We start from the raw sequence: 12008 nt of genomic DNA on the forward strand, positions 1-12008 counted from the left end.
GTTACGCGCCGATCACCGGCGGGACAGGCTTGTCCCCGTCGTAGCCGCCGAAGAGGGAATCGCCGTCCTCTTCCTGCAGCGTGATCTTGCGCTGGTGCTCCTCGTCCTCGCCACCCTTGCCGCCTTTGCCGGCACCCATTCCGCCGCCACCCATTCCCGGCGCACCAGGACGCCCTGCCCCGGGGCCGCCCGCCGGTGTCCCGGCCAGCCCGCGCATCGCGCCTTCGCCGGGCATGCCCGCGCCGACACCACGACCGGGCCCCATGCTCCCCGGCCCGCCCGCGGAGCCACCCGGCCCGAAACCGCCACCGGGCCCGAATCCGCCGCTGAACCCGCCCGTTCCCGGGCCGAATCCGTTGCCGCCACCGCCGGGCCCGCCGTTTCCGGGACCGAACGCGGGCGGCCGGAAGTCGCCCGGCTGCATCCTGGGGCCGCCCCGGACCGAGGAGAGGTCGGTCCCGTCGTTCGGCCGCGGAGACGGCAGCGGCCGTGGCATTTGCGGCATCCTCGGCGGCTGCGGAACCTGCGGCGGCCGCGGCGCCTGATACCCCTCGGCCCCAGGAGGCGCGCTGTAGGAGCTCGGCCCGCCCGTGTACCCGGCGGGACTCCCGTGCCGCCCGCCGGAGTCGCCAGGCCCGCCGCTGAACCCGCTGACCTTGGTCTGACCGGGATCGACCGGATCCGGCGTGATCGGCCCGGCGGAGACGTTCGGATCGTGCGCGGCCGGATAGGCCGGCGCGAGCGACTGCTGCCGCGGCTGGGTGCTCTGGTAGTACGGCTCGTAGATCTCGACGTTGTGCTTGGTGTCCGCGTCGAACTTCGCGGCCGCGATCTCGTCGTCGCTCGCCCCGATGGACAGGATGTCCTCAGGCCCGCTGTCCCCCGCGCGCTCCTTCTCGACCGGACGGACATTGCCGCGCGTGTAATGGAAAGAGGCGTTCTGGTCGAACATCGACTGACGAGCGCGGTCCATGTTCTCGGCCGCGAGCTTGGAAGTCGCTATGAGCGGGGCGAGGCCTGCTACGCCGCTGTCGGCGGCTTTGCCCTTCCAGAACGCGCTGAGCGTGGCCTGGCTGGACTCCAGCGTCTTGCTCATTTCCTGATGAGCGACCATCAGGTGATGGGAAGCGACCTGCGCTGCGTCCAACCGTTTTGTGTGGTTCGGGTTGGCATTGAGTTTGGTGAAGATTTCCCAACCGCTGTAGGTCATTGGGCCGCCTTCAAACGTTGGATCGCCAACTCGGCCAGCTTCACGCTGGTACCGCAGGGGTCGTTGTAGGCAGGGCTGTCGTCGAACAGAGCGGTGACCACGGTGTACATCATGTCGTCGCGAAGTCCGACAGCCAGGTTGCAATTGCCCGCGCCTTCGCCGCCGTTCGCGAAGATGACGGCCGGATATCCGGCGATGTCAGGCAAGGGCTTGAACGTCGTGACACCGCTGCCCTGTTGCTTGAGAGCGTAGAGATGGCTCAAGCCTTCGGGCTGGCTGACGTTCAGGCCGCCATTGATCGAGCCCGCGAGGTCGGCGAGGACCCAGGAGCACGTCGGGCCGCCCGCGATCTGTTCCACCTTCGAGCTCTTCACCTTCCCGGCAATGCCTTCGATCTCTGAGTCGGTCGCGGCGCTGCAGGGTTCGTTCGTGAGCTTTTCCGTCTTCAACGGGGTTGTCACTTTGGGGGCTCCCGCGCGCGGGAGGGTCGTGGCGTCAGGCTGAGGTGTCGACGGCTCGGCCTTACCGCCGGTTTCCCCGTTGCAACCGGCCGTGAGCACGGCGGCCACAGTGAGAACGGAGACGAGTCGAGCGCGCATTCAGAGTGCCTTTCCAACAGAACGGAGAGCGTCGATCGCTGCCTGGTCTTGCTTTTCGTACGCCGTCTTGATTTCCACTAGCTTGTCGGCATAAGCCCTGGTGAACTTGCGCGCGCCGTCCAGGAACGTTTGGTAAGAGGCTCCTGACTCATTCGCTATCTTGACGTAGCCTTGGCTGGCGACCTCGTCACCCATCGCGTCGATTCCGGTCAGGTGTGCGGCTTCCCTCATGGCGCTGCTGAAGTTGTTCTCGATACAGTCCTCGAGCGACTTGATGACCTTGCTCATGGCCTCGGAGTCGAATTCCCAGCCGCCGTTCGACGACGCCGCGGCGAAGTCCGCCTGGGCCTGATTGGCGCCTAGGTTGGTGTAGTCCGGCGCGGGTGTCTGCGCCGGTGCCGCAGTGGCGCCCTGGACCAGCCCCGAGCCTGGGGGCGGTGCCTGCGGCGGCGTCGTGTTCAGCTGGTTGTAGATCCCCTGAGGGCCGCTTCCCGGTCCTGTCATGTCGTGCCTCCCCGCACGGGCCGCAGAAGGGGGCGGCCTACCCGTAGTTCGCCATTGACTCCAACCGGTGACGATAGCAGCAGGTCGGGCGGTGATCAGCTGGTTCGTGGAAGATCACTCTCGAAAGACAGTCTCACCATCTCCTGATGGGCGTTTCATCCTGTATGGCCCCTTTGTGACATCTTGAGTGCGGGACGCATCGACGAATGGTGTAGAGGCATACACCATGCTGCAGTCATTGAGTCATCTTCAGATGCTTGATGGTGAACTCGGCGATCTTCACGCTCAATCCGCACGGGTCGTCCAGGTAAGGGCTTGCACGACGCAGCTGCGTGACCAGGACGTACGTCATGTCGTCGCGGAGCCCGACCGCGAGCTGGCAAGCGCCTGGATCTTCGCCGCCATTCGCGTACTGGACCGCCGGATATCCAGCGATGTTCGGCAGGACGTTGAAGGGTCGTGACGCCGCTACCTTGCGCTTCGAGCGCATAGAGATGACTGAGGCCGTTGGGCTGGCTGACGTTCAACGCGCCGCTGACGTTCCCTGCGGAGTTGGCGAAAATCCAGGCGCAGCCCCGCCCGCCTGCAATGTCTTCGGCCTTCGCGCTTTTCAGTGCTCCTCCCACGCCCTCGATCTCGGACTTCGTAACAGCGCCGCAGGGATCGGTGGTCAATAGGTCGGTCTTCAACGGACTCTGCACGGCCGGGGCTCCCGCTCGCGGTAGCGAAGTCGACTGCTCGGCTGATGGCGACGAGGCCGTTATTGTTGAGTTGGTGTTACCGGAATTACCGCAAGCGCCGATTAGCAGGGCTGCCGTCGACAAGACAAAAGAGTTGGGCGTACCCCCATTGAAACTACCTTTCTGTATTTCGAAAGCGTTCGGTTCGTTCCGAATCGTCGACCTCGCAATGGGAAGCCGGAAGACTAGATGTGGAGATGCCTCAGTTCGGTGGGGTGAGGTGCTGACATTCATTGAGGTTCCTGATGGCGGCCGCGGCGACCTTGGTTGCCATCCCGCATGGGTCTGAGGAAGAAGGATGATCATCGCCCAGGCGCGGGATGACGGTGTAGACGAGATCATCTCGAACACCGACGGCAAGAGTGCAGGTTCCTCTGCCCTCTCCGCCGTTGGCGTAGATGACTGCCGGGTACCCGTTAACCGGATTGACCGGTTTGAAGGTAGTCAGGCCGCCAGCCGCGTTCTGTGAATACAAGGCGCTTAGGCCGTCCTTGTTTCCAGTTACGAGCCCGGCGCTGACAGTGTTCGCCCCTTCTTGGAAAATCCAGGCGCAAGCTTTTCCCATGGTCAGTGCCTCCAACTCGGAGCGCTCGACCTTGCCGCCGATCGCCTCGATCTCGGCCGTCGGGATGGCGCTGCACGGGTCCGCCTCGACGGCCGCGGTGTCGGTGATCGGGATCGTCACCGCCGGCGCCCCGTCGGACGGAAGTCGAGCCGAAGACGGCACGCTCGTCGTCGCGGTTCCGGTCACCTGTGTGCCGCAACCACCGGTCAAGAGTGATGCTGCCGCTGCCAAGAGCAAGAAACGCTTCATGTCGTGCCTCCCCGCACGGGCCGCGAAGGGCGCGGCCTACCCGTAGTCCACTGCCGACTCCGCTGAGTGACCGTAGCAGCGAACCGCCGCCCCGACGCCGAAACCGGCCAAGATCACCGGCGCCGACGAGAACGGCCTGGTCCGGAACCGGGGGCGGCCGTTCTGCCGTCGTGATCCCGTGGCATCTTCCGGTCTACTGTGCTGGGCCACTTGCGGATCCCGTGCGTGATCGGCTTCGCTGGGGGCCGAGGAACGACGGGGGAGGGAAGCGAAACGATGCCGGGCTTTCGGCGCAACAACGGGCCGCGTGATCCGGGGGAAGGTGACCAGAACGGCGACACGTCCCTGCCGCCGCTCGACCCGTTCGACCCGAACCCCGACAAGCGGTACGAGGTCCCGGCGTCCGAGTTGATGAAGCCGGGGACGACGGGGCTGCTCCGGTGGCGTCGCCAGGCGACCAACGCGCCGATCGTGCAGGTCGAGGACGCGTACATCACCGGCACGCTCGATCTGCGCGCGGCCGACATCAAGTACCTGTTCCGCTTCGAACGGTGCCGGTTCGAGCATCCGCCGGACGTCCGCGAGGCGCATCTGCTCGGGCTCGTGTTCCGCAAGTGCTGGCTGCCCGGGCTCAAGGCGCGCAACCTCCGTACCCGCAACGACGTCCGCCTCATCCGCAGTGTCGTGCACGTCGACGCCGAGCACGAGATCGAGGAGACCACGGTCCAGCGCGGCGACGATCGCGAGCGCGGGATGCCGAACGCGGCGGTCAATCTCACCGACGCGGTCATCGAGGGTTCGGTCGTGCTGACCCGCACGGTGATCACCCATCCGCGCGGCAAGGCGATCCAGGCCGACCGGGTCAACATCGTCGGTGCGCTGTTGGCGTATCGGTTGGTGGCCAACGGGGAAGTCCGCATCCCGGGTATGCGGGCCGGCGGTAACGTCAACTTCTCCGGCGCGACGCTGAACAACCGGGACGGCTTCGCGCTCAACGGGAACGGGATCCACATCGGCGGCAGCCTGCTGTGCGAAGTGGACAACTACGGGCCCGCCGCGCAACGGAAACGCTTCTCCGCCAGTGGGATCATGTTCCTGCCGAGCGCCACTGTGGACAGTGACGTCATTTTCCGCGAGGCCCGGCTTTCGGTGAACCAGTCCGGGCCGATCGTCGTCGACGCGTGGAAGTCGAACGATCCGTACATCGATCCGCGGCCGGCGTTGGTCGCGGATCGCTCGACGGTCAAGGGAAACCTCGAGCTGAGCGACGGCATGCAGGCGACCGGGACGCTGCGGATGGTCAACGCCCGCATCGGCGGTTCGCTGCGGCTGGCTGGCGCCGAGGTCCAGGTCGTCCGCGGGCAGAGCATTCCCTACTACGACCGCGCGATCCACCTCGACGGGACCACCATCGGCGGCGATCTCGAGGCGACGAGCCTGCGGGTGCCGTCCGGGCAGCTGCGCATGGCCGACATCACCGTCGGTGGCAACGTCCTGGCGTGGAACTCGATGTTCCTGCATCCGCGCCGTGACGTCTTTTCCGCGCGGCGCGCGAAGATCGCGGGCAACTTCCAGCTCACCGACGCGACCGTCCAGGGCACCTTGCGGCTGCAGGGCGCCGAGATCGGCGGCAGCGTGAACCTTTTCGGCACGAGCCTGACCGAGCCCGGCGCGCGCACGCGTACCAGTTACTCGCTGGACGTCCGCACCGCGCGGATCGGCCGGGACCTGATCCTCACCGAGAACAAGGAACGTCCGTTCGTCGCGCAGGGCGGGGTCAACCTCGACGGCGCGCAGGTCGCGCGACGCGTCGACTTCCGCGGTGCGCGGCTCGGTTCCCTGCCACAGCATGGGATCGCGCTCGACGGCAGTGATGTGTCGGCCGACGAATTCCTGCTCACACCCGCCGTTCCGCCGGACGGCCGGATCGTGCTGCGGCGGGCGCATTGCGGGACGCTGGGCGACAACGAGGCGTTCTGGGCGTCGGCGACGGGGATCGAGCTGGAGGATTTCCGGTACGACGCGCTGCAGGAGGACATCGCGCTCGACGACGACCGGGCGATCGACCATCGGATCGTGTTGCTGCGCAAGGCGATGGACGGTTACCGGCCGGGGCCGTACGACCAGCTGGCGGCGACGCTGCGCGCGTCCGGTAATGAAGAGCACGCGTCCACGGTGCTGCTGAAGAAACAGCAGTTCCGGTACGAGGCGCTCGCGAAGGGCTTCAAGTTCTTCGGGCCCGGCGTGCACGTGTGGAGCTGGTTGCAGCGGTCGATGGTCGGCTACGGCTTCCGTCCGGTGCGTGCGCTCGGCTGGCTGCTGACGCTGCTCGTGCTGGGCAGCCTGTGGTTCGGGCTCGGCGTCGACGACTGCATCACCAATCCGAAGCTCACGGTGAGCGGGCCGCGGTGCCTCGTCAACCAGGACGACACCGGACTGCAGTGGAATCCGGTGCTGTACACGATCGACCTGCTGGTCCCGATCGTCGACTTCGGCAACAAGTCGCGCTGGTACATGCACGGCATGGACAACTGGGTCGCGGCCGGGTTCACCGCTTCGGGCTGGGTGCTGGCGACGACGGTGGCGGCAGGCATAAGCCGCATGCTCCGCCGCGACAACTGAGGGTATTTCACATACCCTCAGTACGGAGGTACGTCATGACGGAGCCCAGCGCCACCGGTGAGATTGCGATCGCCGCCCCGCCCGAGAAGGTGTACGCCCTGGTCAGCGACCCGGGCGCGCTCGCGGGCATGGCCGAGGAATACGAAGGGCACCGCTGGGTCGGTGCGGCGAAGGAGCCTGCCGTCGGCGCCAAGTTCCGCGGCCGCAATCGCCACGGGATCCGTCGTTGGAGCACTCTCTCGACGATCACGGACGCCGACGAGGGCAAGCGGTTCGCGTTCGAGGTGACCACTTTCGCGGGGCTTCCCGTCGCGCGCTGGCAGTACGACATCGAGGCTTCGGGTGACGGCTGTGTGGCCGTCGAAAGCACGTGGGACCGGCGGCCGGGCTGGCTTCGCGGGCCGACGTCGCTGTTCACCGGGGTCTGGAAGCGGGACGACGCCAACCGGGCGAACATCGCCGCGACGCTGGCCCGGCTGAAGGTCGCCGCCGAGTCCTGACCCCATACCACGGCGAGTCCCAAATCACCGAAAAGAGCAAGGGACCTTTGCTACCACCAGGGGCACATGTGGTGACAGCTCGCGCGTGAAGCAACCACATGTAGTGGTCGAACCGCGCAAACTCAAGACATGAACGGTCCGTTCATCGATCCTTGCCGCGGTCCCGAGCTGCCGCTGCCCGGCAGGGCTGATGCCCCCAATGCCACATCGGAGACATCCAGCGTCCCCAATGCCACATTGGGGGCAGCGACGCAACGCCCAAGCCGCTCACTCGAGGAACCGCGACCAGAACTCGACGTGCCGCGGCCCGTCCGCCGGCGGCGGCCCCAGCGGCTGGCCGCAGAAGTCGTGCCGCAGGTATCCCCGCAGGTCGTAGCCGTAGTAGACGATGTCGGTCTGATACACCGACAGCACCGGATATCCCGTGCTCCCGGCGATCCCGGGCAGATACCGATGCCCGCAGACGGGCACCAGTTGCGGGGCGAGCGCCAGCTGCGAGCGGGCCCGCGAAAGCGCGTCGGCGAGGTCGATCGGGCGCATGCCCCAGTCCGGCAGCCAGAAGCCGTTGTGTTCGACGTCGTACAGCACCCCGTCGACCGGCCAGTCCAGGCGTTTCCGCAGCTGGTCGGGGTTGCCGCAGCGCCAGTCCGGCCAGCGGTCGCCGATCGGCACCCCGGCTGACAAGAAGGTGCGGTGGTCGGCGGCGAACCGGAAGCCGAAGCGGGCTTCGACGTCGTCGAGCTCGGCCTCGCTCAACCCGGGACGCACGGGTTCGGCCAAGCTCGCCTGGAGGTCGTGTGCCTCCTCGATGGTGAAGGCGTGCTCAACAGTGGACATGTGTTCGAGCCTAAATTGCGCAACGCGAAGGCGCCTTCCCTTTTAACACCACTCCCTCATCACCCACATGAGGCTCCTCCCGAGGGGTGAGCTCGCCCTCTCAACGCCTGGACCTCGGAACAGAGCGGCGATCGGTGTAGTTCACTCATGTCGTGACTTCCCCACGAACGCAGTCCCGCGTGCGCGCGCCAGAGCTCGCCGGTGACGGGTGGCTCAACACCGGCGGCGAGCGGATCACACTCGCCGGGCTGCGCGGCCGCGTCGTCCTGCTGGACTTCTGGACCAGCGGCTGCGTCAACTGCCTGCACGTGCTGGACGAGCTGCGCCCGCTGGAGGCCGAGTTCGCCGACGTCCTGGTGACCATCGGCGTGCATTCGCCCAAGTTCCTGCACGAGGGTGAGGCGGCCGCGATCGAAGCCGCCGTGCGGCGCTACGAGGTGCACCACCCGGTCCTCAACGATCCGAAGATGGCCACCTGGTCGCAATACGCCGTCAAGGCGTGGCCGACGCTGGTCGTCGTCGACCCCGAGGGGTACGTCGTCCACGTCGCCGCCGGCGAGGGGCACGCCGAGGCGCTGCGCCGGGTGATCGCCGATCTCGTCGCGACCCACGAGGCCAAGGGCACACTGCGCCGCGGCGGTAGCCCGTACGTGCCGGCCGAGGAGCAGCGCACCGAGCTGCGGTTCCCGAGCAAGGCTGTCACCACCGCCGAAGGCCGCATCCTGGTCGCCGACACCGGCAACCACTCCATCGTCGAGTTCGCGTCCGACGGCGAGACGATCATCCGCCGCTTCGGCAGCGGAGAGCGTGGCGCGCAGGACGGTCCGTTCGACCTGGCGAGTTTCACCGAGCCGTCCGGGATCACCCTGTTGCCGTACGAGGTCGCCGAGCGTGCGGGCTATCACGCCGTCGTCGCCGACACGGCCGGGCACCGGCTGCGCGGTATCGACCTGATCACCGGCGAGGTCTCCACGGTCGCCGGCACCGGCCGCCAGTGGCGCGACGGCGTCGACACCGGCAAGGCGCTCGACATCGACCTCACCAGCCCCTGGGACGTCGCCTGGTGGGGCCCCGCTGGCGGCGTCGTGGTCGCCATGGCTGGCAACCACACGCTGAGCGTGTTTGAGCCGGTCTCGGGCACCATTCGCCGCTTCGCGGGCACAACCGTCGAGGGTCTGCGTGACGGCGACGTCCACGAAGCGTTCTTCGCGCAGACGTCCGGTCTGACGCCCCATGGGCAGAAGCTGTGGCTCGCGGACGCGGAGACGTCGGCGCTGCGCTGGATCCAGCCCGAGGGCGAGACGTTCACCGTGCACACCGCGGTCGGCGTCGACCTGTTCTCCTTCGGCCACGTCGACGGATCCGCCGACAAAGCGCTCCTGCAGCATCCGCTCGGCCTCGCGGTGCTGCCCGGCGACACCGTCGCGATCGCCGACACCTACAACGGCGCCATCCGCCGCTACGACCCGCTCACCCGCCAGGTGACCACGCTCGCGACCGGGCTCGCGGAGCCGTCCGGTCTGCTGGTGCACGACGGCGAACTGCTGGTCGTCGAGTCGGCGGGCGGCCGGATCGGGCCGGTGCCGCTCGGTGAGCAGGCCGTGGCCGGGGACGCGCACGCGGTCCGCCGTCCGCCGACCGTGCTGGCGCCGGGTGAGCTGGAGTTCTCCGTCGTCTTCACCCCGCCGCCCGGCGAGAAGCTCGACGACCGGTTCGGCCCGTCGACACGGCTGGAGATCAGCGCGTCGCCGCCGGAGCTGCTCGCCGACGGCGCCGGAGTGGGCACGGACCTGTTCCGCAAGCTCCGCTTCGCCGAGGGCGTCACCGGAGGCGTGCTGCAGGTCGTCGCGCAGGCGGCGAGCTGTGATGACGGCGGCGAGCATCCCGCCTGCCGCATCACCCGGCAGGACTGGGGCGTGCCGGTGCGGTTCGAAAACGGCGGAGAAAGCGTGCTGAGCCTGGTCATGGCCGGCGACCCGGGTAAGTAGAGTCGTACTCGTGTCAGATCGGCCGAAACTCGAGATTCAGATGCTGCAGGACAGGGTGCTCGTGAAGCTGTCCCCCGAGGACGGGGAGCGCCGAAGTTCCGGCGGCATCGTCATCCCCGCCACCGCGCAAGTGGCGCGGCGGCTCGCGTGGGGTGATGTACTGGGCGTGGGCAACAGTGTGCGGAACGTCAAGACCGGCGACCGTGTGCTGTTCAACCCGGACGACCAGCACGAGGTCGAGATCCAGGGCGAGGGGCACCTGGTGATGCGGGAACGCGACATCCACGCCGTGGCGACCGAACGGACCGAACACGGCACGGGGTTGTACCTGTAGCTCGAGCCACGGGAGGGGCGGTGCGCGAAGACCATGACGAGCCGGGTGCCGACCCGTTCACCGACGATCTCCTCCCGGACCCCGACCAGGGCCTGGTGGACGAGCTCTTCGAGGGCGACAGGGTGGTCCATCCGCCGCAGACGCCCGCGTCGAAGTTCCGCAGGCGGCTCGGCAAGGCCCTCATGGTCACCGGCGTGCTCATGGGCCTGTTCGTGCTGGCGTACGCGGTCGATCTGATCGTCAGCGCCGGAGACGTCCCGCGCGGTGTCACGGTCGCGGGGATCGACGTCGGCGGTCTCACGCACAAGGAGGCCGAGTCGAAGCTTCGCCGTGAGCTGGAGCCGAGGCTGATCGAGCCGGTCCGGGTGCGGGCGGGGGACGTCCGCACGGTCCTGTACCCGACGTCGTCCGGCCTCGGCCTGGACTGGCCCCAGACCCTGGGGCGCGCCGGTCACCAGCCGCTGAGCCCGTACACGCGGCTGATGTCGTTCTTCAGCAGCCGCGAGGTCGGCGTCGTCACCTGGACCGACGCGCCGAAGCTCGAAAAGGCCGTCTCGGACCTCGCCGCCACGAAGCTGAACCGCCCGCCGGTCGAAGGGAACATCACCTTCCAGCCGGTCGCGGGCACCGACGGCGGTGTCGTCCCGGCCGCGGTCGAACCGCGGAACGGGCAGACGCTCGCCGACGTCAAGGAGGCCGTCACCGCGGTCACCGACGGCTGGCTGAGCGACAACGGTGTCGAGTTCAAGGTGAACGTCGCGCCGGTGAAGGCGACTTCGCCGGGGGTGCACGCGGCGCTCGTCAAGATCGTCGTCCCGGCCGTCGCGAAGCCGCTGGTCATCCGCGGTGAAGGCAAGGACGCGACGCTGAAACCGGACGTGATCGCACGTTCCTTCCAGTTCGCCGCGCGCGACGACGGCAACCTCGAAGTGCGTATCGACCAGGGCAAACTGCGGGCGGCCGCGCAGCCGCAGCTCAAGGAGACCGAGACCGACGGGGCGGACGCGCAGATCGTCTTCGTCGGCGACAGGCCGGCGGTCCAGCCGTCGAAGGACGCGAGGAAGGTCAACTGGGACCTCACGTTCTCCTCGCTGACCTCGACGCTCGCCAAGAGCGACGAGCGGGAGCTGAAAGCGGTCTACGACGCCAGCAGCCCGGCCGTCAGCACCGAGGCGGCGAACGTCCTCGGCATCAAGGAGGTCATCGGCGAGTTCACCACGTCGGGCCTGAGCGGGCCGTCGATGACGAACGTGCAAACGCTGGCCACCAGCGTCTCCGGCGCCATCGTGAAGCCGAACGAGCGGTTCAGCCTCGGCGCGCGGTCCGGGCCGAGGACGGCGGACGCGGGCTACGTCCCCGCCCCGGTGAACGAGGACGGCACCGGGCCGGTCGTGGTGGGCGGCGGTGTCTCCCAGCTCGCGACGACGCTCTACAACGCCGCGTACCTGGCGGGCCTCGCCGACGGCGGTCATCTGGAGCACGACCACTACCTGGACCGGTATCCGGTCGCGCGCGACGCCAAGGCGATCAACGCCGACGGTTCGCCGGTCGAGCTGCAGATCGTCAACGACGCCCCGACGGGGATCGCGATCCAGGTGATCCCCGCCAACGGCTCGGTGACGGTGCGGATCTGGGGCACGAAACGGTTTTCCGTGCAGAGCGTCGGCGGCGAACGGCACTCCTACGTCCCCCAGCCGGTGCAGATGGGCTCGGGGCCCGGCTGCGTCCCGGATCCCGGCGCGGCCGGGTTCGGTACCTCGGACACCCGCGTCCTCGTCGACGTCGTCACCGGTACGGAGGTTCGCCGGGAGACCCGTAACGCGACCTACTCGCCGAGGCCCGCGATCATCTGCGGCTGAG

Annotated in this window: 11 protein-coding genes and 1 pseudogene; 5 read left to right on the forward strand and 7 right to left on the reverse strand. The window is 67.9% G+C overall.

The genetic code is table 11. The features are described 5' to 3' along the window. Position 1: 1 nt before the first annotated feature. The 6 genes and pseudogenes from ACIRGA_RS05260 to ACIRGA_RS05285 all read right to left on the reverse strand — a co-directional run bounded on the left by ACIRGA_RS05260 (position 2) and on the right by ACIRGA_RS05285 (position 3867). Positions 2–1096: a hypothetical protein gene (locus ACIRGA_RS05260; RefSeq protein WP_400936704.1), complete on the reverse strand. Its 1095-nt coding sequence runs from the start codon at positions 1094–1096 to the stop codon at positions 2–4. A 110-nt stretch (positions 1097–1206) separates the two neighbouring features. Further along, complete coding sequence (locus ACIRGA_RS05265; protein WP_400936706.1) at positions 1207–1779, reverse strand: DUF3558 domain-containing protein; 573 nt, start codon at positions 1777–1779, stop codon at positions 1207–1209. Positions 1780–1809: 30 nt separating this feature from the next. Next, positions 1810–2313 (reverse strand): hypothetical protein, encoded by a 504-nt coding sequence (locus ACIRGA_RS05270; protein WP_400936708.1) that lies wholly within the window; start codon positions 2311–2313, stop codon positions 1810–1812. A 235-nt stretch (positions 2314–2548) separates the two neighbouring features. Further along, the gene (locus ACIRGA_RS05275; protein ID WP_400936710.1) at positions 2549–2803 is read right to left on the reverse strand and encodes a DUF3558 domain-containing protein; all 255 of its coding nucleotides are present in this window, start codon (positions 2801–2803) and stop codon (positions 2549–2551) included. Between the two features lie 103 nt (positions 2804–2906). Continuing rightward, positions 2907–3359: pseudogene (locus ACIRGA_RS05280) on the reverse strand (hypothetical protein); the annotation flags it as partial. Continuing rightward, a complete protein-coding gene (locus ACIRGA_RS05285; RefSeq protein ID WP_400936712.1) occupies positions 3256–3867 on the reverse strand; it encodes a DUF3558 domain-containing protein in 612 nt (203 codons plus the stop codon). The pseudogene ACIRGA_RS05280 and the gene ACIRGA_RS05285, both read right to left, overlap by 104 nt. 276 nt (positions 3868–4143) lie before the next feature. Here ACIRGA_RS05285 and ACIRGA_RS05290 point away from each other — a divergent pair, with 276 nt between their 5' ends. Both ACIRGA_RS05290 and ACIRGA_RS05295 read left to right on the forward strand, forming a co-directional pair. Beyond that, positions 4144–6489 carry an oxidoreductase gene (locus ACIRGA_RS05290; RefSeq protein ID WP_400936714.1) on the forward strand — a complete coding sequence of 782 codons (2346 nt, stop codon included), beginning with the start codon at positions 4144–4146 and terminating at the stop codon, positions 6487–6489. A gap of 35 nt (positions 6490–6524) precedes the next feature. Then, positions 6525–6989 carry an SRPBCC family protein gene (locus ACIRGA_RS05295; RefSeq protein ID WP_400936716.1) on the forward strand — a complete coding sequence of 155 codons (465 nt, stop codon included), beginning with the start codon at positions 6525–6527 and terminating at the stop codon, positions 6987–6989. Between the two features lie 267 nt (positions 6990–7256). Here the strand turns inward: ACIRGA_RS05295 and ACIRGA_RS05300 are convergent, their stop codons facing one another. Further along, positions 7257–7826, reverse strand: coding sequence for a hypothetical protein (locus ACIRGA_RS05300; RefSeq protein ID WP_400936718.1), 570 nt, complete (start codon positions 7824–7826; stop codon positions 7257–7259). Positions 7827–8005: 179 nt separating this feature from the next. On the opposite strand from ACIRGA_RS05300, the gene ACIRGA_RS05305 reads away from it, so the two are divergent. From ACIRGA_RS05305 to ACIRGA_RS05315, 3 genes are read left to right on the forward strand one after another with little or no spacing between them, the layout of a single operon-like run. Further along, positions 8006–9814 (forward strand): NHL domain-containing thioredoxin family protein, encoded by a 1809-nt coding sequence (locus tag ACIRGA_RS05305; protein ID WP_400936826.1) that lies wholly within the window; start codon positions 8006–8008, stop codon positions 9812–9814. Between the two features lie 40 nt (positions 9815–9854). After that, positions 9855–10148: a co-chaperone GroES gene (locus ACIRGA_RS05310; protein WP_007032412.1), complete on the forward strand. Its 294-nt coding sequence runs from the start codon at positions 9855–9857 to the stop codon at positions 10146–10148. 20 nt (positions 10149–10168) lie between these two features. Beyond that, positions 10169–12007 (forward strand): VanW family protein, encoded by a 1839-nt coding sequence (locus tag ACIRGA_RS05315; RefSeq protein ID WP_400936721.1) that lies wholly within the window; start codon positions 10169–10171, stop codon positions 12005–12007. The last annotated feature ends 1 nt before the right edge of the window (position 12008 follow it).

This window comes from Amycolatopsis sp. NPDC102389, assembly GCF_044765885.1.
GTDB lineage: Bacteria > Actinomycetota > Actinomycetes > Mycobacteriales > Pseudonocardiaceae > Amycolatopsis.